General features: G+C 68.5%; 13 protein-coding genes and 1 tRNA gene. 11 read left to right on the top strand and 3 right to left on the bottom strand.

Features of this window, described 5'->3' with window-relative positions:
* Positions 1-2 precede the first annotated feature (2 nt).
* Genes ASE66_RS17740 through ASE66_RS17755 form a run of 4 tightly spaced genes read left to right on the top strand, consistent with a single transcriptional unit; the run spans position 3 to position 4,834 of the window.
* Entirely contained in the window at positions 3-1,124 is a 1,122-nt protein-coding gene (locus ASE66_RS17740; protein ID WP_057191001.1) for an endonuclease/exonuclease/phosphatase family protein, read from the top strand.
* Entirely contained in the window at positions 1,121-2,020 is a 900-nt protein-coding gene (locus ASE66_RS17745; RefSeq protein WP_057191002.1) for a PhzF family phenazine biosynthesis protein, read from the top strand. Before ASE66_RS17740 ends, ASE66_RS17745 begins: the two co-directional genes overlap by 4 nt.
* The gene (locus ASE66_RS17750) at positions 2,017-2,736 is read left to right on the top strand and encodes a hypothetical protein (protein ID WP_057191003.1); all 720 of its coding nucleotides are present in this window, start codon (positions 2,017-2,019) and stop codon (positions 2,734-2,736) included. Before ASE66_RS17745 ends, ASE66_RS17750 begins: the two co-directional genes overlap by 4 nt.
* 22 nt (positions 2,737-2,758) lie before the next feature.
* Entirely contained in the window at positions 2,759-4,834 is a 2,076-nt protein-coding gene (locus ASE66_RS17755; RefSeq protein ID WP_057191004.1) for a M3 family metallopeptidase, read from the top strand.
* Between the two features lie 9 nt (positions 4,835-4,843).
* Here the strand turns inward: ASE66_RS17755 and ASE66_RS17760 are convergent, their stop codons facing one another.
* The 3 genes from ASE66_RS17760 to ASE66_RS17770 form a co-directional block, all read right to left on the bottom strand.
* Positions 4,844-5,578: a YbaY family lipoprotein gene (locus tag ASE66_RS17760; RefSeq protein ID WP_057191005.1), complete on the bottom strand. Its 735-nt coding sequence runs from the start codon at positions 5,576-5,578 to the stop codon at positions 4,844-4,846.
* Positions 5,579-5,682: 104 nt separating this feature from the next.
* On the bottom strand, positions 5,683-6,024 hold the full coding sequence (locus tag ASE66_RS17765) for a hypothetical protein (protein WP_057191006.1): 342 nt from the start codon (positions 6,022-6,024) through the stop codon (positions 5,683-5,685).
* 82 nt (positions 6,025-6,106) lie between these two features.
* The gene (locus ASE66_RS17770) at positions 6,107-6,748 is read right to left on the bottom strand and encodes a YoaK family protein (protein WP_057191007.1); all 642 of its coding nucleotides are present in this window, start codon (positions 6,746-6,748) and stop codon (positions 6,107-6,109) included.
* A 153-nt stretch (positions 6,749-6,901) separates the two neighbouring features.
* On the opposite strand from ASE66_RS17770, the gene ASE66_RS17775 reads away from it, so the two are divergent.
* The 7 genes from ASE66_RS17775 to ASE66_RS17805 all read left to right on the top strand — a co-directional run.
* The gene (locus tag ASE66_RS17775; protein WP_057191008.1) at positions 6,902-7,387 is read left to right on the top strand and encodes a hypothetical protein; all 486 of its coding nucleotides are present in this window, start codon (positions 6,902-6,904) and stop codon (positions 7,385-7,387) included.
* Positions 7,388-7,709: 322 nt separating this feature from the next.
* On the top strand, positions 7,710-9,272 hold the full coding sequence (locus ASE66_RS17780) for a 2-isopropylmalate synthase (protein WP_057191009.1): 1,563 nt from the start codon (positions 7,710-7,712) through the stop codon (positions 9,270-9,272).
* 154 nt (positions 9,273-9,426) lie between these two features.
* Positions 9,427-11,652 (top strand): tetratricopeptide repeat protein, encoded by a 2,226-nt coding sequence (locus ASE66_RS17785; RefSeq protein ID WP_057191010.1) that lies wholly within the window; start codon positions 9,427-9,429, stop codon positions 11,650-11,652.
* 156 nt (positions 11,653-11,808) lie between these two features.
* Positions 11,809-13,086, top strand: a complete 1,278-nt coding sequence (locus ASE66_RS17790) for a solute carrier family 23 protein (protein ID WP_057191011.1) — start codon at positions 11,809-11,811, stop codon at positions 13,084-13,086.
* 194 nt (positions 13,087-13,280) lie between these two features.
* Positions 13,281-13,356 (top strand) — tRNA-Lys (locus ASE66_RS17795).
* Between the two features lie 247 nt (positions 13,357-13,603).
* Positions 13,604-15,223 (top strand): GMC family oxidoreductase, encoded by a 1,620-nt coding sequence (locus ASE66_RS17800; RefSeq protein WP_057191012.1) that lies wholly within the window; start codon positions 13,604-13,606, stop codon positions 15,221-15,223.
* Positions 15,224-15,498: 275 nt separating this feature from the next.
* Positions 15,499-20,028: autotransporter domain-containing protein (locus ASE66_RS17805; RefSeq protein ID WP_156412206.1), on the top strand; the 4,530-nt coding region annotated here is incomplete at its 3' end.

Here is a 20,028-nt window from a genome sequence, read left to right on the forward strand (position 1 = left end):
GCATGAAGCTGCGCCTTGGCACCTTCAACGTCGAGAACCTGCTGACGCGCCACCGCTTCGAGCCGGGCGGGCGGACCGAGACGGCGGCGGCGATGTCGCTGTTCCATTTCCCGCGCGCCGATGAGCGCGATGCGGTCGAGCGCTCGCTTGCGGTCGCGCTCGAGGACGACAAGCGCCAGATGACGGCGCTCGCCATCGCCGAGGCCAATGCCGATCTCTGGATGCTGCAGGAGGTCGACTCGCTGGCTAGCCTGCAGGCCTTCTTCGCCAACTACGTCCACCGCATCGCCGACCACCGCTACGGCCATTTCACCCTGCTCGACGGCAATGACCGGCGCAATATCGACATTGGCTTCGCGGCGCGGCGCGACCTGGTGAAGCCGCCGCAGGTCACGGTGCGCTCCTATAAGGGCATGAGCTTCGCCGATGCCGAGGCGTTCTCGCCCGAGGTCGCCGCCTTCGGCATCAGCCCGCGCGACAAGGTCTTCGCCCGCGACTGCCTGGCGGTCGAGCTCGATCTCGGCGACCGGCGGCTGACCCTGTTCGGCTGCCATTTCAAGTCGATGAACAATGGTCGCGACGACGGCAGGCAGGCGACCCTGCCGATCCGCCGGGCCGAGGCGCTGGCAGTGAAGAAGATCGTCCAGAACTGGTTCGGTCCCGGCTGGCGCGAGGCGAACTGGGCGATCCTCGGCGATCTCAACGGCTACCGCATCGGGCTCGGCCCGCTGGCGGCGCCGGTCGACGAGGGCGACAGCGGCATCGAGCCGCTGCTCGAAGATTTCGCCGTCGATCCGATCGAGAGCCTGCCGCCGCATGAGCGCTGGACGCATTTCCGGCGCTACTGGTCGGAGGAGCGGCAAGCGCTGGTCGACAGCCATATGCCGCTCGACCATATCCTGCTCTCGCCAGCACTCGCCGCGGCCAATCCGAAGCCGTTGATGCAGATGATCCGGCGTGGCCTGCCTTATCGCGTGCCGCTCGATCCACGCGAGGCCGACCGCTCGATGGCCAAGCTCGCCTTGACCTGCGACCGCTATCCGCGCGTCGGCTGGGACCGGCCAAAAGCCTCCGACCATTGCCCGCTGACGATCGAGCTTACGATCCCGAAGGAGCCCGCATGAGCCGCCGCTTCGTCACGCTCGACGTGTTCACGACGAGGCCGCATGCGGGCAACCCGCTCGCCGTGGTGCTCGACAGCGAAGGGCTGGACACCGCTGCGATGCAGACCATCGCGCGCGAGTTCAACCTGTCGGAAACGGTCTTCGTCACGCCGCCGGCCAACCCGGTTAATCGCGCCGCGATCCGCATCTTCACGCCGGGGCAGGAACTGCCCTTCGCCGGGCATCCGACGGTCGGTACAGCTGCGCTGCTGGCGCTGCGCGATGCCGCGGAGGGGCGGGTGTCGGACAGCCTCATCCTGGAGGAGAAGGTCGGCCTGGTGCCTTGCGTCGTGGCGCTCGGCAATGCGCGTAGCGCCCGCGCCGCCTTCACCTTGCCGAAGCTGCCGGAGCAGATCGCGCAGCCGATCGCCGATGCAGCGCTGGCGGAGGCGCTTGGGCTGGATCTCGCCGATCTCGGTTTCGAGGGCCATCGGCCGAGCGCCTTCTCGGCCGGCGTCGCCTACACCACGGTGCCGGTTGCCAGCCGCGAGGCAGTCGCAAAGGCGCGCATCGCCGGGACCTTCGAGCGCACGATGGCGCCGGCCCAGAACGGCAATGCCTTCGTCTATTGCCGCCAAACGGAAGAGGCCGGGCATCACTACCACGCCCGGATGTTCTGGCCGGAGAGCGGGATTAGCGAGGATCCGGCGACCGGCTCGGCCGTCGCTGCCTTCGCCGGGGCGGTCATGGCATTCGATCGGCCGGGCGATGGCACGCACCGTCTCGTCATCGAGCAGGGCTACGAGATGGGCCGGCCCTCGCAGATCGAGCTGACGCTGACCGTCAAGGGCGGCGCGCTGGCCTCGGCGACGATCAGCGGCTCGGCGGTGGTGATGAGCGAGGGCGTGCTGCTGTGAATGGCGTCGTCGATGGCGAGATCGTCGGGCTCGATCGCGTCGAGGCCAGGATCGAGGCTTTCGACTGGGCTTTTGCCCGCGAGCGCGCCGACGAGATCGCGGCGCATTGGGCCAGGATCAGCGACGGCAAGCCGGCGATGTTCAATGGCCGCGTCATGCTGCAGCATCGGGCCGCGATCGAGGGCGGGGTGTTCCAGTCCGGTTATTTCGAGGCCGACTATGCCGCTTTCATGAGCTGGCGTGATTTCGGCCATCCCGGTCCGGTGATCCGGAACGGCTTTGCCATGGCGGCGCTGCGGTCGAGCGACGGCGCTTTCCTGCTGGGCCGGATGGGCAATCACACCGCTAATCCGGGCAAGGTTTATTTCGCCGCCGGCACGCCCGACCGGGAGGATGCCCGCCCGGACGGTACGCTCGACCTTGCCGGCAGCGTCACCCGCGAACTCTGCGAGGAGACGGGTCTCACGCTCGATGAGATCTCGGTCGAGGAGCGCTGGACGGCGGTGATCGCGCCGGGCCGCGTCGCCTTCATGCGGCCGGTCGGGATCGACCTGCCGGCTAAGGCGGCGCGCGCGCTGATGCTGGAGCGGATCGAAACGCAGGCGGAGCCCGAGCTTTCCGACATCGTGATCGTCCGCAATCTCGCCGATTGCGCGGGTTACGACATGCCGCCCTTCATGACGTCCTATCTCGTCCATATCTTCGGGCGGGGATGACCCTTACCGATCGAGGTTACCGATGGCCGACGCGTCCGAAGTCCTGAACCTGCCTGCCGGCAATCCCTTCGGGCGTGCCTGGGAGACGCCGTTCGGCCTGCCGCCCTTCGCCGAGATCACGCCAGAGCATATACGCGAGGCCTATCCGGCGGCGCTGGAGCAGCACCGGACCGAGATCGCGGTGATCAAGACCGAGACGGCTGCGCCCGACTTCGCCAACACGATCGAGGCGCTGGAGCGCTCGGCGCGCGGCATGAGCCGGCTGGGCGGCGTGTTCTATAATCTCGCCGGGGCCGACACCAACGAGGCACTGCAGGCGATCGAGCGCGAGATGTCGCCGGTGATGTCGCGGCACTGGTCGGCGATCATGATGGATCACGACCTCTTCGCCCGCGTCGATGCGGTGTTCGTGCAGCGCGAGAGCCTGGGGCTGGACGAGGAGCAGTTGCGGCTGCTGGAGCGGACGCATCGCGGATTCATCCGCTCGGGCGCCAAGCTCGAAGGCGAGGCCAAGGCCAGGCTCGCCGCGATCAACGAGCGCCTGGCCGGCCTTGGCACCAGCTTCGGCCAGAACCTGCTCAAGGATGAGTCGAGCTATGCGCTGATCATCGAGGACGAGGCCGATCTCGACGGCCTGCCGCCCTTCGTCGTCGCGGCGATGGCCCGTGCCGCCGCCGATCGCGGCCAGGACGGCAAGCATGCGGTGACGCTGGCGCGCTCGATCATCGAGCCCTTCCTGACCTTCTCGACGCGGCGTGACCTGCGCGAAGAGGCTTTCACCGCCTGGAGCAAGCGGGGGGAGAATGGCGGCGAGACCGACAACCGCGCCATCGTCGCCGAGATGGTGAGCTTGCGGGCCGAGAAGGCCAAGCTCCTCGGCTTTGCGACCTTCGCCCATTTCAAGCTCGACGATTCGATGGCGAAGACGCCGGAGAACGTCCGCAACCTGCTCGAGCTGGTCTGGAAGCCGGCCCGCGCCCGCGCCGGGCAGGAAGCGGCCGATCTTGCGGCGCTCGCGCAGAGCGAGGGCGAGAACGCTCCGATCCGCCCGTCCGACTGGCGCTTCTACGCCGAGAAGGTCCGGCAGAAGACCTATGCGCTCGATGAGGCCGTGCTGAAGCCCTATCTCCAGCTCGACAAGATCATCGCCGCTTCCTTCGATACCGCCGGCAAGCTGTTCGGGCTCTCTTTCGCCGAGCGCCCGGAGCTGAAGGGCTACCATCCGGACGTACGCGTCTTCGAGGTGACGGAGACCGCGAGCGGCCGGCATATCGGCCTCTTCCTCGGCGATTATTTCGCCCGCGCCTCGAAGCGCTCGGGCGCCTGGATGAGCGCCTATCGCGGCCAGCGCAATTTCGACGGCGAAATCCGGCCGATCATCGTCAACGTCTGCAACTTCGCCAAGCCGGCGGAGGGCAAGCCGGCGCTGCTCTCGATCGACGATGCCCGCACGCTCTTCCACGAATTCGGCCATGCCCTGCACGGCCTGCTCTCGGACGTGCATTACGGCTCGCTCGCCGGCACTTCGGTCTCGCGCGATTTCGTCGAACTGCCCTCGCAGCTCTACGAGCACTGGTTCCTGACGAAGGAGGTGATGCAGCGCTTCTGCCTGCATGCCGAGACGGGCGAGCCGATCCCCGAGGCGCTGGTCGACAAGATCAAGCGGGCGCAGACCTTCAACCAGGGTTTCGCCACGGTGGAGTACACCTCCTCTGCGCTGGTCGATCTCGCCTTCCACTCGCTGGAGGCGCCGGCGCAGGTTGATCCACTCGCCTTCGAGGCCAAGGAGCTTGCCCGGATCGGCATGCCCGCCGAGATCACCATGCGCCACCGCACGCCGCATTTCTCGCATGTCTTCTCGGGTGACGGCTATTCGGCCGGCTATTACAGCTATCTCTGGTCGGAGGTGATGGACGCCGACGCCTTCAACGCCTTCATCGAGGCGGGCGACGTCTTCGCTCCCGAGGTCGCCGGCAAGCTCAAGCGCTATATCTATTCGGCCGGCGACACGCGCGACCCGGCCGAGGCCTATACGCTGTTCAGGGGCCGCCTGCCGACGCCGGATGCATTGCTGGAGAAGCGGGGGTTGGCGGCGTAGCCGCCGCCTCTACTCCCGCGCCAGCACGACCAGACGCGCGCCGCGCCCGCTCAACAATGTGAGCGCGCCGCGCTCGATCCGCCAGCTCCGCGTCGCTTCCAACGCCGCGCGGAACTGGTTCTCGAGCTGCATGCGCGGCTCGGGGCAAGCCATCATCGTGCCGACCAAAGGCCCGAAGCGGATTGTCTTGTCGCGGATGGTCGCCTGGCCGCCCATGCCGTTGCAGCCGCTATGGGCGGAGACGCGCCCGTCCGACTCGATTTTCAACGTGGCTCGGACATCGGCCGGCAGCGGCCGGCCACGCAGGTTCTCGACGCGCCAGGAACCGGCGGGGCCGCCGACCTCGGCTGGCGGCGCGACGCGCTGGACGACGATCTCGCCGCTCGCATCCGGCACGAGCGCGGCATGGTGCTCCGTCGTCGTGAACCAGAGCTGGCCGCGGACCCTGATCTCGGCACGCAACGCGTAGCGATGGCCTGGCCGGATCACCGCGTCGTTGAAGCGCAGCCGGTAAGGGATCGGCACCTGCCCGCGCGGGGCGATCCGCGTGCGCGCGATGGTGCGGGACGGCGCGTCGGCGAGCGAGACGTCGAGCAGGCTGACCTCGACCACGGCACCAGGCGGCAGCGCGATCCGCTCGCGATAGGTAACTGTGCCCGAGAGCGTGCGCGGCGCGGCGAGCGCAGGCAGCGGCAGCGCGGCCAATGCGAGGGGCGCAACTGCGAAGATGCGACGGGTGATCATGATCTACGCTTCTCCGTTGGCCTCGCCGGCATTTTGCCCTTCGAAGCCTTTCACTGCCGAAGCGACCAAGGATGCCTTCTCTCCGCCTGCGGAGAGAAGGAGGGTTACGGGTAGCCGAACTTCGTCCGTGTCGCGCGGATCTGCCCGATGGCGCCACCATCATTGCCGGCGGCGCAGCTCTTGCGGGCGGTGTCGATCTCGGCGCTGACGCGGGTGTGGACACCCTTGGTGGTGTGGCCAGTCTGCAAATCGTTGTCCATCACCGCCTGGAAGCGGTCGACCTCGCCGGCGCAGCCAGTGCCGGTCGGCATGCGGAAGGTGTTCGGCGTGACCCCGGTCGGCGCCTGCTCGGGCGAGGGGGCCGGTGGTGGGCCGCCTGACGGCGTCTGGCAGGCTGCGAGCAGCAATGCGGTGAGAGCCGGCACGAGGATCGATGTGGTGCGCATGGACAAGGCTCCGGCAGGTCGGATGCAAACCATGGTCGATTCCGTCGGCGAGGCAAAGCCTCCTCGCAGGAGGAGAGGCCGTTCAGTCCTGGCTAGGCATGAAGAGAGCGATAAAGGTGAAGAAGCCTGCCGCCGCGACCGCCAGCCAGATCGAATGCAAGCCGACCCGGCCATGCGCGAAAGCACCCAGGAGCGCGCCGCCGAGCAGGCTGAGCCAGAGCACGAAATGGCGCAGGAAGGCGAGCTTCGGCCCACCGAGCAGGGCACCGGCAATCCGCTGCCCCATCTTGACCAGTGTTCCGGTCATATAGGTCAGGCCGATCGTGACCTCGCCGTCGCGCTGGAAGACGGCGTTCTCGGCGCCCATCGCCAGAGCGAGGATGCCTGCAGCGGCGATTCCCGCCCCGATGGAGTCGAGCCCGGCCGACAGGGCCAGCGCCAGCGTCACGAAGGCGAGCACAGCCGCCTGGCGCCGTCGCCCGCCGAAGTGGCCGGAGAGCGAGCCGCAGATCACGCCGAGGATGAAGAGGATGATGATCATGCCGGCCAGCACAATGCCATCCATGCGGCGCTCCACCAGCTCGATGCCGAGGCGTGTGGTGTTGCCGGTCATGAACGAGACGAAGAAGCCGCCGAGATTGAGGAAGCCGAGCGCGTCGACGAAGCCGGCCAGCCCCGAAAGGCCGATGGCAAGCCCGATGGCAGGACGATCATAGCGCAGCATCGAGACGGACTCCGGTTATGCGGACCGGCTTCCAATGCGCCATAGTCGGCCGAATCACGTCATCAGATTAATCCACACATCTCATCCGTCATTCCCGCGCGCCGGAGCTTTGCGCACTTACTCCCGTCACATTTCGACGGAACGCTGGCTGCCATGACTGTGCTGCACACCACCGAGCTCGAAATCTTCGCCGACTACTTCCAGTTCTATCTTCAGGACGAGGCGGTCGACGAGGATTGGGGGATGTTCTGGACCGACGAGACGGTGGAGCGGATGCTCGCCGTCGGCGAATGCTCCGTCGGCATCGCGACAGCGCGGAACATGAACGTCCCGGTCGTGGTCTCGGTCCATGACGCGGCGCCGGATGCCGATTTCGGCGAATGGGAGCTGGTCAACGAGTGCTCTTTCCGCGTGCGCTCGGGCCAGGTGATGGTGATCGGCTGCACCGAAGGCTCGCCGCAGGAGCGGGCACGCTTTTCGCTCGCGCCGGGGCCCTATCGCGTGCGGGTCTCCTATGCCGGGCTCGACACGCTGAGCGAGAATGGGCTGGAGGGCGACGATTTCTACCGGCTGCAGGTCTGGCCGGCGCCGCTCGCCGGGACGAGGACGCTGAAAGAGCGGGCAGGCGCTGCAGGTTGAACTCGGCGCACGAACGTTCAAGACCTCCGAGGCTTGCCTTCCTAGCCTGCGATCCGGTAGACAGCCCAAGTCGTCGAGAGGATCGTTCGTGGCCCAATTCGCCACCCATGCCGAGAGCCAGAACCGCGCCACTGCGCGGACGGCCGGCATGTGCGCTTCTTCGCGCGCTCCCTCGCTCCTTGGTCAGCTGCTTCTCCTTACCTGCCCCTGAGGGCCGGCCGGGCACCTGTGCCTGGGCGCTCAGGGGATGACGAGAACAGAGCTTCAGACCTCGCGCGCCAGCCCGCACCGAGACGCGGCGCGCCGACCAAGGACAAGATCCATGAGCAATGCCAGCAACACCGTCTCCGCCAAGGACCGGGTTCTGATCTTCGACACCACGCTGCGTGACGGCGAGCAATGCCCCGGCGCGACCATGACCTTCGAGGAGAAGCTCGAGGTCGCGGACATGCTGGACGCGATGGGCGTCGACATCATCGAGGCCGGCTTCCCGATCGCCTCTGACGGTGATTTCGAGGCCGTCTCCGCCATCGCCAGCCGGATCAAGCGCGCCAGCGTCGCAGGGCTCGCCCGCGCGATCCCCGCCGACATCGCCCGCGCCGGCGAGGCGGTGCGCCATGCGGCCAGGCCGCGCATCCACACCTTCGTCTCGACCTCGCCGATCCATCTGCAATACCAGATGCGCAAGAGCGAAGAGGAGGTGCTGGAGATCATCACCAGGACGGTGACGCAGGCCCGCAACCTGGTCGAGGACGTCGAATGGTCGGGCATGGACGCGACCCGCACGCCGATCGATTATCTCTGCCGGGCGGTCGAGACCGCGATCAAGGCGGGCGCGACCACGATCAACCTGCCCGACACGGTCGGCTACGCCACGCCCGACGAATACCGCGCCATGTTCAAGGCGGTACGCGAGCGCGTGCCCAACGCCGATAAGGCGATCTTCTCGGCGCATTGCCATAATGATCTGGGACTCGCCGTCGCCAATTCGCTGGCGGCGATCGAGGGCGGGGCGCGCCAGGTCGAGTGCACCATCAACGGCATTGGCGAGCGCGCCGGCAATGCGGCGCTGGAGGAGATCGTGATGGCGCTGCGGGTGCGCGGCGACGTCATGCCCTACGACACCGGCATCGACGCGACCTATCTGATGCGGGCCTCGAAGGCGGTCTCGAGCGCCTGCTCCTTCCCGGTGCAGTACAACAAGGCGATCGTCGGCCGGAACGCCTTCGCGCATGAAAGCGGCATCCACCAGGACGGCATGCTGAAGCATCAGCAGACCTACGAGATCATGACCCCGGCCTCGGTCGGCGTGACCAAGACCTCGCTGGTGATGGGCAAGCATTCCGGCCGCGCCGCCTTCCGCTCGAAGCTGAAGGAGATGGGCTACGAGCTCGGCGACAACCAGCTGGAGGATGCGTTCACCCGTTTCAAGGCGCTCGCCGACCGCAAGAAGCACGTCTACGACGAGGATATCGAGGCGCTGGTCGACGAGAATCTCGCCACTGCCCATGACCGGGTGAAGCTGGTCTCGCTGACGGTGATCGCCGGCACGCGCGGCCCGCAGCGCGCCATGCTGAAGCTTGATGTCGACGGCCGGGTAACGGCTGAGGAGGCCGAGGGCAACGGGCCGATCGACGCCGTGTTCAACGCGGTCAAGGCGATTGTGCCGCATGAGGCGGTGCTCGAGCTCTACGACGTCCACGCCGTCACCGAAGGGACCGATGCCCAGGCCGAGGTCACCGTGCGTCTCTCCCATGACGGCGCGGCGGTGACCGGCCGCGGCGCCGATCCGGACACGCTGGTTTCTTCGTGCAAGGCCTATCTGGCGGCGCTCAACAAGCTGGTCGCCCGGGGCAGCCGCGTGCACGCGCAGGCGGCGGAGTAACTGTAGCGAACCTGCTGCCTGGTGAGCCGGTGTGCTGCGCTGTGACCAGTGCGGCACAGCGGCTCATTTTTTGCTTCAGCGATGGAACAAAGTCTGGATTCGCAAAACGGGTGAGCGCTCTCATGTGCGTGGGGATCACCGCGAGACGTTTTCGATGAAGTTGCTGCGCCTGATGTCGCTCGGCGCGCTTGCCGTACTAGGCGCCCAGCCCGTCGCTGCCCATGCGCCTGCCTCCGTGCCGGAACGGGCCGAGCGCGCGCAGGAGCGCGTGCGCGTCTGCATGGGCGCGATCGAAGCCGGCAGCGCCGAGCGGCGCTCAGCCTGCGACGAGAGCCTGAGCGGGGAGCTCAACCGTGCCGTCCGGGCCGACCTGCTCGCCAGCCGCGGCTGGCTCTCCGAGGCCAGCAACGCCCTCAATGAGGCGCTGCGCGATTTCGATGCGGCGCTCAAGGCGGTGCCGAATCACCTTGCCGCCCTGCGTGGCCGGGCGCACACCCTGTCCGAGCTCGGCCGGCATGTCGAAGCCGCGGCGCTGATCGAGCGGGCGATAGCCATCGGCGGGCGCGCGACGCTGCTGGCCGACCGGGCCCTGCTGCGCGAGCGCGCCGGCAACATCGCCGGAGCCCGCGCCGATCTCGACGGCGCCATCGCGCTCGATCCGTCCAATAGCTGGGCGCGCGGCACGCGGGGGCGCTTCCTGCAGGACGAGAGCGAGCACCAGGCGGCGCTGCTCGATTTCGACGCTGCGCTGGCTCTCGAGCCGGAGGTGACCTCCTATCATTACCGCCGCGGCTTCTCGCTCGTCGCGCTGGGCCGGCCGCGCGAGGCGATCGCCGCTTTCGACGATGCCTTGCGGCTGGAGCCGACCGTCGTTCAGGTCTGGCTCGAGCGCGGGCGGGCCTTCGAGCTGCTCGGCCATGAGGGCCCGGCGCTCGCCAGCTACGAGCGGGCGCTGCGTCTCGACACAAGGCACGAGGCCGCGCTGTCGCGGCGCGCCTTCCTGCTGCAGCGGACCGGCCGCGTCGATGAGGCGATCGCCGCCTATGATCGCCTGCTCGTCGTCCAGCCGCGCGCTGCCTTCGGCCTGAACAATCGGGCCGGCCTGCTCACAGGCGCCGGCCGGCGCGAGGAGGCGCTGCGCGATCTCGACCGTGCCATCGCGCTCGTCCCGGGCGACGGCAATGCGCTGCGCAACCGGGCGCAGCTCCTCCTAACGCTCGGCCGCAACGACCTGGCGCTGCGCGATCTCGACCGGGCCGGTCCCGGCCATGACGCCGGAGCCTGGCATGGCATGCGCGGCGATGCGCTGCTGGCGCTCGGCCGGCCGGCGCCGGCGCTGGAGGCTTATCGCGCCGCGCTGGCGCTGAAGCCGCAGGATCGGGCGACGCTGTTCGGCTTCGGCCTGGCGCAGGAGATCCGCGGCGATCGGAGCGCGGCGGCTGCCGCCTATGGCGCGCTGCTCGCGGTCGATCCGGAGCATGAGGGGGCGCTCGAACGCCGCGAGGAATTGCTGCCGGTGCTCGGCCGCTCGATCGAGGTCTGGCCGGCGCGCCTTTCCGGGCTGTTGCGTGATGCGGGCGACGCCTATGAGCGGGAGCGCGAGGCGCTGCGGGGTGTCTACGGCGCATTGCGACCGCAGGCCCAGCCGCAGCCGGTTCTGGTCTTGCCGACCCCGCCCAATCCGCTCGCGGCGCTCGATGCCGCCCTTTTGCTCGACGCCTTCGACGTGCCGCGCCTGATCCGCCGGGCCCAGTTCAGCATCGGCCAGCCGCAGCGCGAGGCGCAGGTGCGGACTGACCTCGCCACCGCCTTGCTGCTCGAGCCGGAGAACCCGGCGGCGCTGGTGCAGCGCGCCCGGATGAGATTCCGCGATGGCGCCTTCGCCGCGGCGCAGGCCGATGCCGAAGCGGCGCTGCGCAGCGAGCCGGGCTCGATCGAGGCGCTGTTCCAGCGGGCGAGGGCGCTGACGGCGCGCGGCCAGCTCAGCGCCGCGCTGAAGGCTTATGACGACGTCGTCGCGGTCGCGCCCGCGAATGCCGCAGCGCTGCTCAACCGGGCCCTGCTGCTGCAGCATGCCCGCGAATACGAGCGGGCGCTGGCCGATCTCGACGCCGTGGTCGCGGCCAACCGGGCCGATCCGGACGGCTGGGTGGCGCGCGCCGCGCTGCGCACGGCGCTTGGGCAGACCGATGCGGCGATCGCCGATTTCGACCGGGCGCTGTCGCTCGATGCCCGTCTCGGCCAGGCCTGGTACGGCCGCGCTCTGGCACATCAGCGCCGCGGCGACGCAGCCGAAGCGGCGGCCGATTTCGCCAAGGCGCAGGCGCTCGACGCGAAGGTCGAGGAGCGCTATCGCGCCTTCGGCGTGACCACGCCCTGATCGCAGGCCTCGGCTTCGTCAGATCGGTTTTCGACCGATTCACAGCCTGAATCGCCGTTTTGCGGTGGACGGCGCGCGCCGCTCGCTTGGCGCAGGCCTGATTCTTGCCACTATTCCGTTCCGGTGCGCGTGCGCGCGTTGGCTGGGAGCGGGACGATGGCTGGCTATTTTCCGAACTGGACGCTGAAGACCTCCGGCGATGTGATGCCGGACGAGCGCCTGCCGACCGGGCAGACGGTGATCGCCGGCCTGCAGCATGTCGTCGCCATGTTCGGCTCGACCGTGCTGGCGCCGATCCTGATGGGCTTCGACCCCAACGTCGCGATCTTCTTCTCGGGCATCGCGACGCTGCTGTTCTTCGTCATCACCGGCGGGCGGCTGCCGAGCTATCTCGGCTCCTCCTTCGCCTTCATCGGCGTCGTCATCGCCGCGACCGGCTATGCCGGCAGCGGCCCGAACGCCAATCTGCCGGTCGCGCTCGGCGGCATCATCGCCTGCGGCGCGGTCTATGCCGCGATCGGCCTCATCGTGCAGGGCGTCGGCACGCGCTGGATCGAGACGTTGCTGCCGCCGGTGGTGACCGGCGCCGTCGTCGCGGCGATCGGCCTCAACCTGACCGCGGTCGCGATCAGCATGATCTCGGCCAGTCCCTACACCAAATGGGTCGCGCTCTTCACGGTGGTGGCGGTCGCGCTGGTCGCCGTCTACGGACGTGGCCTGGCGCAGCGCCTGCCGGTGCTGATCGGCGGGCTTGCGGCCTATATCCTCTATGCCGCGACTGCGACGAGCTTCGGCGCGCCGCCGGTCGATTTCGGAAAGGTCGCCGCAGCCGCCTGGTTCGGCCTGCCGAACTTCGTCGCGCCGGTGTTCGAGCCCAAGGCGATCGCGCTGATCGTGCCGGTCGCGATCATCCTGGTCGCGGAGAATCTCGGACACATCAAAGGCATCTCGGTGATGACCGGGCGCAATCTCGACGGGCTGATCGGGCGCGGCTTCTTCGCCGACGGCGTCGGCACGATGATCGCAGGCTCCGGCGGCGGCACCGGCGTCACCACCTATGCCGAGAACATGGGCGTGATGGCGGTGACGCGGGTCTATTCGACGCTGGTCTTCGCTGCCGCCGGCGTGATCGCGCTGCTGCTCGGCTTCTCGCCGAAGTTCGGCGCGGTGATCGGCACCATCCCCGTCGCGGTGCTGGGCGGCCTCGCCGTCGTCGTCTTCGGCCTGATCGCCGCGACCGCCGGCCGAATCTGGGTCGAGAACAAGGTCGACTTCGCCCAGCCGAAGAATCTCCTGACCGTGGCGACCGCGCTGATTCTCGGGGCCGGCGACCTCAAGCTGCCGATCTTCGGCTATGAGCTCGGCGGCATCGGCACGGCGACCTTCGCCGCGATCGCGCTCTACCATCTGCTCAATCGCCGTTCGGCGGCCTGAAACCCTCGAAAAGCAGCCTGTCGCGCTGTGCGCGGCAGGCTTTTCGCCGCCCTGTCGGGAGGCGAGCCGAGGTTCTCCCGAAACGAGTTTGCATATTTCTGTCGCAAACGGGTGGACAGGACCGGGGGTGTTTGCTACATCGCCGGCCGTCGGGACGCGGTCCACGCCTCTCCGGCAACGTCTTCGTGGCGTATGGGTGATTAGCTCAGTTGGTAGAGCAGCTGACTCTTAATCAGCGGGTCGTAGGTTCGAGCCCTACATCACCCACCACGGACATCTGATACCAGGCGGATGGCGGTTGAAGGCAGGGCGCGAACGGCGCCCTTTTTTGCGTTCGCGTGACCTCGAATGCTGCAACTCGCTGGTTTCTGAGCGGGCTTTCGGGATCTAGCGAACCGACAGGCCTATCGCCACGTCCGCGCAGTCGCCCATACGCCTTTGCGGCTCGGCATACGTTGCCGGCACGGCGGGGCCGCTCTATCCCTGGCGGGAGAACAGACGCGAGGGTAGGGCGACCATGGCCGGCGAGACCAGCATCGGCAGCTTCGACTACGTCATCATCGGCGCCGGCTCGGCCGGCTGTGTGCTGGCCAACCGGCTCTCGGCTAACCCACGCCGCAAGGTGCTGATCGTCGAGGCCGGCGGCAAGGACGACTGGATCTGGCTCCACATCCCGGTCGGCTATCTCTACGCCATCGGCAATCCGCGAGCCGACTGGCTGTTCCAGACCGAGGTCGAGGCTGGACTTGGCGGGCGTGCGCTGGCCTATCCGCGCGGCAAGGTCGTCGGCGGCAGTTCGGCGATCAACGCGATGATCTACATGCGCGGGCAGGCGGCCGATTATGACGCATGGCGCCAGCAGGGACTGACCGGCTGGGGCTGGGACGATGTCCTGCCGCTCTTCCTCAAGCACGAGGACCATATCGCCCCGGACGGCCGCTTCCACCGCGCCGGCGGCGAGATGCGCGTCGAGCATCCGCGCGTGCGCTGGGACATCCTCGATGCGCTGCGCGATGCGGCCGAGGCGGCCGGCATCCGCAAGATCGACGACTTCAACACCGGCGACAATGAAGGCTCCTCCTATTTCCAGGTCACCCAGAAGCGCGGCCGGCGCTTCAGTGCGGCGCGCGCCTTCCTGGAGCCGGCGCTCAATCGCGACAACCTGCGGGTGGAACTCGGCTGCATGGTCGAGCGCATCGTCGTCGAGGATGGCCGCACGACCGGCGTCGTGCTGACCCGTGACGGCGAGCGCTATCTGGCCGAGGTCTCCGGCGAGGTGCTGCTCAGCGCCGGCGCCGTCGGTTCGCCCGCCATCCTCGAACGCTCCGGCATTGGCGATGGCGAGCGCCTGAGCGGGCTCGGCATCGAGACCGTCCGGCACGCGCCCGGCGTCGGCGAGAACCTGCAGGACCATCTGCAATTGCGGCCGATCTACAAGGTCGACGGCGTGCGCACGCTCAACACCGATTACGCCAAGCTCTGGCGCCGACCGCTGATGGCGCTGGAATATGCGGTGCGTCGCACCGGCCCGCTGACCATGGCGCCTTCGCAGATGGGCGCCTTCGCCAAATCGGCGCCGCATTACGCCAGCGCCAATCTCGAATTCCATTTCCAGCCGCTCTCGCTCGACAAATGGGGCGACGGGCTGCACCGGTTCGGCGCCTTCACCGCGAGCGTCTGCAACCTGCGTCCATCGAGCCGCGGCAGCGTCCACCTCAAATCGGCCGATCCGGCGGCGGCGCCTGCGATCGCGCCGAACTATCTTTCGACCGATGAGGACCGGCAGGTCGCGGTCGATGCGCTCAAGCTCGCCCGACGCATCGTGGCGCAGTCTCCGCTCGCCCGCTTCAACCCGCAGGAGCATCTGCCGGGACCCGGCTTCGAGACGGATGAGGCGCTGGCCGAGGTCGCCGGCCGGATCGGCACTACGATCTTCCACCCGGTCGGCACGGTGAAGATGGGCCGCGACGACGACGCCAAGGCCGTGCTCGACGAACGCCTGCGCGTGCGCGGCGTCGCGGGCCTGCGCGTCATCGATGCCTCGGTGATGCCGGCGATCACCTCCGGCAACACCGCGGCGCCGGCGATGATGATCGGCGAGAAGGGCGCGCAGATGGTGCGCGAGGATGGGCGGTAACGTCCGTCTTCCCGAGAGGAAGAAGAGGATCGCGCTGCAATTCCGGCGCGCCAGATATGACCAGCCGGCAACATCCGGCCCGTTCTTGTGACGATCGCCGGGCAACGATCTTTACTTTCCGGGCGAACCGCAGCACGAACAGGTGCATGGCGCAGCCTCATCTCCAGGTTGTGCGCCAGTCCGGGGGGACTTCAGTGGAATCCGTGCTCGCCGCCGAGGTTGGGAGACCATCTGCCGCGCGGCTCCGTTCGCGCTTGTGCGCGGGGACGGCTCTTGTGCTCCTGTGCACGTCTCTCGCCGGCCCGGCGCTGGCCAATGGCGGCGCCGGTGGCGGGACGGTCAATGGAGCGGGCGGCAATGGCGGCGCCGACAATCTGACCAGTGCCGGTGACCCCGGCATTGCCGGCAGCAATACCATCCCCGGGGCCGGTGGCGGTGGTGGCGGTGGAGCCGGCTCTGGAACGGGCGGAGCAGGTGGCGCAGGTGTCACCACCCTCGACGGGACCTCCGGAAGTGGCGGTGCCGGCGGCGCCCATGGCTATGTCGGGGGAGCGATTCCGGTTGGCGCGGCGCCTGGCGGAGCCGGCGTTGATGGCGGGAATGGTCTTTACAATAACGGCGCAGCGAATGTGGGCGGCGGCGGCGGTGGCGCGGGCGGCTACGGTGCCGTTGTCACGGCGGCCGGTTCGTCCGGAACGGTGTCGGGGACCTTCACGGGCGGCGCCGGTGGCGCGGGCGGCAATGCCGGTGTCAGCGGAAGCGGGAGCATGGGCTTTGGCCGCGGCGGCTCCGGCGGCTCCGGCGGCGCAGGGCTCGCTTTCACGGCTGGCGGCGCGACGCTGACGGTCATCGGTACAGTCCAAGGTGGCAACGGCGGGGCTGCCGGCGCGAGCGGGTCCTTCGGCGGCGCGGCGGCGCCCACGGCCGGCGCCGGCGGCGAGGGCATCGTCGGCTCGAACCTGACGATCACCAATAGGGGCACGATTGCGGGCGGCGTGTCCGGTGGCGGGACCCAAGCGGCGGCGATCCATTTCACCGGCGGCAGCAACACGCTGAGCTTCGGCAACGCTACCTCCGGCCTGACCGGCGGGATTGTCATCGACTCCGGTACGCTCACCTTCAACCAGTCGAGCGCGGTTACGGTCGGCAACGTCATCAGCGGTGGTGGCAGCGTGACCAAGGACGGTGCCGGCACTGTGACGCTCACCGGCGCCAACACCTATACCGGCGGTACGACGCTCAACCAGGGCACGCTCTCGATCTCGTCCAACGGGAACCTCGGCAACGCCTCGGGCGGGCTCACCTTTGGCGGCGCCAGCATCTTGCAGGTGACGTCGAGCTTCACGACGGCGCGGACGACGACGCTCAACGCCAATGGCACGGTCGAGGTGACCGCTGGCCAGAATTTCACCATGGGCGGTGCGATTTTCGGTGCAGGCGGCCTCGCCAAGACCGGAAGCGGGACGCTGATCCTGACCGGCACCAATTTCTTTACCGGCGGCACGACGATTTCGGAAGGTGTGGTCTCGATCTCGTCCGATGCCAATCTTGGCGGCGGCGGGGTCACGATCAGCAGCGGCTCGGCCTACGTCCCCTCGACCGGACTGGGCGCCGAGGCGACGCTGCGCGTGACTGCGAACACCTCGATGAGCCGGACAATCGATTTCGCCAGTTTCGGTGGCCGCATCGATATCGCTGGGGGCACAGCCACGACCCTGACTGGCAGCATCACCGGCGCGCCCGGCGCAAGCTTCATCAAGCAGGGTGGCGGCACGCTCCTCCTGACCGGAGACAGCAGCGGCTTTCTCGGCACGACGCGCGTCAATGACGGTACGTTGCGGATCGCGGCCGGCGGCCAACTCGGCAACGCCGTGCAAGGGGCAGGTTACATCTCGAACGGCGCCACGGTGGTGGTGACGGATACAGGATCGACCTGGACGACTTTCGGTTCGATCATCGTCGGCGACTCAGGGGCGGGCACGCTGCGCATCGAGAACGGCGGCAAGGTCAGCAGCGGCGGCACCGGCATCGTCGGCGCAGGCGGGGCCAGCAGCGTCACGATCACTGGTGCGGGCGGCGGTACGGCCTCGGAATGGGACAACCGGACCGCGCAGCTCTATGTCGGCCATTTCAACAGCGGCACACTCACGGTCTCGGATGGCGGCATCCTGCGCGTCGGCGGCGGCACCGGCACGGTCACGGCGGGATTGAGTATCGGTGGCGCCGGCGGTACGATCAATATCGGCGCGGCCGAGGGTGGCGTAGCCACGCAGGCTGGCCAGATCCTCGCCGGGACGGTCGATCTCGTCGCCAGCGCGAGCCAACTGGTCTTCAATCATACGGGCGCCGGCTACAGCTTCGCATCCGACATCACCGGAGCCGGGTCGGTGCGCCAGGTCGCCGGCGTCACGATCCTGACCGGCAACGACAACGATTATTCGGGCGCCACCCAGGTGCTAGGCGGACGGCTTGTCGCCGGCAGCGCGGGCGGCTTCTCCTATAACTCCGACTATACGGTCGCGGCCGGCGCGACGCTCGAAGTCGGCAGCGGCGCTTTCAGCGTCGCCGAGATCGGCTCGCTCGCGGGCGCCGGCGCTGTCGAGATCGCTACCGGCCAGACGCTGGCCATCGTCGGCCTCTCCGGCCAGGTCAAGACCTTCTCGGGCAGCTTCTCCGGCGACGGCTCGCTCCAATTCAGCGGCACGGGCGCGCAGATCTACACTGGCACCGGCACGCTCGGCCGAGGGCTCTCGGTCTGCTCCTGCCTGGGCAGCACCGGCTCCTTCATCATCCGGGGCGGCTCGTTGACGCTTGGGGACATCATCATGGTCGTCGGCGGCACCCTCGTTGTCGACCAGGGCGGCAGGCTCGACAATGGCGGCGCCCCCTTGCTCGCCAGCTCGACCGTGCGCATCGACGGCGCCGGCACTCGGGTGACGGTCGGCGATACCCTTGTCCAGGGCGCTGGCGACCCGGTTATGATGACGATCTCCGGCGGCGCGATGCTGACCTCCAACGCCAGCTTCCTGGCAAATGGCGTCGTCGGCCTCGGGGCAACCGCTGCCGTGCTGGTAACCGGTGCCGGGTCGCGCTGGGACGTCGGTGGCGGGTTGCAGATTGGCGCCGGGGGGCCCCCACCAAACTTCGGCGCTTCGGTCACCGTTGCCGATGGCGCGGCGCTCGCGCTGGCCTCGGGCGATCTCTTTATCGACACGCCCGGTACGCTCAATATCGGCAATGGCGGCAAGGCGGGCACGGTCACGCTCGCCGCCGGCGCGATCCTCAACGACGGCGCGATCGTCGCCGATTTCACCGACAGCGCGACGCTGGCGGCGGTGGTCGACGGCGCAGGCACGCTTACCAAGCGCGGTTCGGGCACGCTGACGCTGACGGGGACCAACACCTATTCCGGTGCGACCACGGTCACGGGCGGCAAGCTGGTGGTGAACGGCTCGACTGCCAATTCGGTGGTGACGCTCGCCGGTGGCGCGCTCGGCGGCTCGGGCACGGTCGGCGGCATCGTCACCACTGCCGGCGGCATGGTCGCGCCAGGCAACTCGATCGGGACGCTGAACGTCGCGGGCAATGTCTCCTTCGCTGGTGGATCGACCTATCAGGTCGAGATCAACCCCGCCGGCCAGGGCGACAAGATCGTTGCGACCGGCGTGGCGACGCTCTCGGGCGGCACGGTCCAGGTCCTGGCCGAGAGGGGCAGCTACGCCGCGAGCACCAATTACACCATCCTGACCGCCGCCGGCGGGGTCAGCGGCCGCTTCGGCGATGTGACCTCAGACCTGGTCTTCCTGGCGCCGTCGCTGGCCTATGACAGCAACAACGTCATCCTGACCATGACCCGGACGGCCACGAGCTTCGTGGATGTGGCGGGGACGCGCAATCAGGCCTCGATCGGGCATGCCGCCGAGGCGCTAGGCGCCGGCAATCCGATCTATGATACGCTGCTCTCAGGCACGGTGGCCGAGGCCCGCGCCGGCTTCGACCTGCTGTCCGGCGAGGCGCATGCGCAAGGCGTCTCGGTGATGATCGACGAGAGCCGGCTGGTGCGCGAGACGATCCTGTCGCATCTGCGTGGGCCGTTGCTGACCCCGCCGGGTGGGCAGGTCGCGGCCTCGTTCAGCGCCGACCTGCCTGGCCGCAAGGGCGCGGTGCTGATGGCCGCGCCGATCCCGCAGCCGCGCTACAGCTTCTGGGGCGAGGCTTTTGGCGGCACCGGCAACACCGATGCCGACGGCAATGCCGCGAGCCAGTCGCGCCGCACCGGCGGGGCCCTGCTCGGCGCCGATTTGATGCTCTACGACGCGCCCGGCTCCTCGCTGAAGCTCGGCGTCGCCGGCGGCTACAGCCAGTCGCGCTTCGATCTCGATGCCCGCCGCTCCTCGGGCAAGCTCGATAGCGGTCATGCCGCGCTCTATGCCGGCGCCCGCTTCGGCAATCTGCGCTTCGATGCCGGCGCGGCCTATAGCTGGTCGGAGAGTGATATCCGCCGCCAGGTCGCGATCCGCGGCTTCGGCGACAGCTTGCGGCTGCAGCGTCCGGGCTCGGTGGCGCAGGGCTTCGCCGAGCTCGGCTATGCCTTCGCCTTCACTGGCTTTGCGCTCGAACCCTTCGCGCAGCTTGCCTTGATCCGGGTCTCGACCGAGGCCGGCACCGAGCGCGGCGGCGTTGCGGCACTGCGCGTCCTCTCCTCCGAGCAGACGCTGGGCTTCACGACGCTCGGCCTCAGAGCCGAGGCGCAGATCGGGGCGATGCCCTTGTTCGCCCGCGGCCTGATCGGCTGGCGTCACGGT

It is taken from the genome of Allobosea sp. Root483D1, assembly GCF_001429505.1.
In the GTDB taxonomy this organism is placed as follows: Bacteria; Pseudomonadota; Alphaproteobacteria; order Rhizobiales; family Beijerinckiaceae; genus Allobosea.

Bases quoted from the DNA above. Each gene is read 5' to 3' on its own strand.
- ASE66_RS17755 (WP_057191004.1), top strand. From the start codon at position 2,759: ATGGCCGACGCGTCCGAAGTCCTGAACCTGCCTGCCGGCAATCCCTTC.
- ASE66_RS17760 (WP_057191005.1), bottom strand. From the start codon at position 5,578: ATGATCACCCGTCGCATCTTCGCAGTTGCGCCCCTCGCATTGGCCGCG.
- ASE66_RS17780 (WP_057191009.1), top strand. From the start codon at position 7,710: ATGAGCAATGCCAGCAACACCGTCTCCGCCAAGGACCGGGTTCTGATC.
- ASE66_RS17800 (WP_057191012.1), top strand. From the start codon at position 13,604: ATGGCCGGCGAGACCAGCATCGGCAGCTTCGACTACGTCATCATCGGC.
- ASE66_RS17785 (WP_057191010.1), top strand. From the start codon at position 9,427: ATGAAGTTGCTGCGCCTGATGTCGCTCGGCGCGCTTGCCGTACTAGGC.
- ASE66_RS17740 (WP_057191001.1), top strand. From the start codon at position 3: ATGAAGCTGCGCCTTGGCACCTTCAACGTCGAGAACCTGCTGACGCGC.
- ASE66_RS17790 (WP_057191011.1), top strand. From the start codon at position 11,809: ATGGCTGGCTATTTTCCGAACTGGACGCTGAAGACCTCCGGCGATGTG.
- ASE66_RS17770 (WP_057191007.1), bottom strand. From the start codon at position 6,748: ATGCTGCGCTATGATCGTCCTGCCATCGGGCTTGCCATCGGCCTTTCG.
- ASE66_RS17745 (WP_057191002.1), top strand. From the start codon at position 1,121: ATGAGCCGCCGCTTCGTCACGCTCGACGTGTTCACGACGAGGCCGCAT.
- ASE66_RS17775 (WP_057191008.1), top strand. From the start codon at position 6,902: ATGACTGTGCTGCACACCACCGAGCTCGAAATCTTCGCCGACTACTTC.
- ASE66_RS17765 (WP_057191006.1), bottom strand. From the start codon at position 6,024: ATGCGCACCACATCGATCCTCGTGCCGGCTCTCACCGCATTGCTGCTC.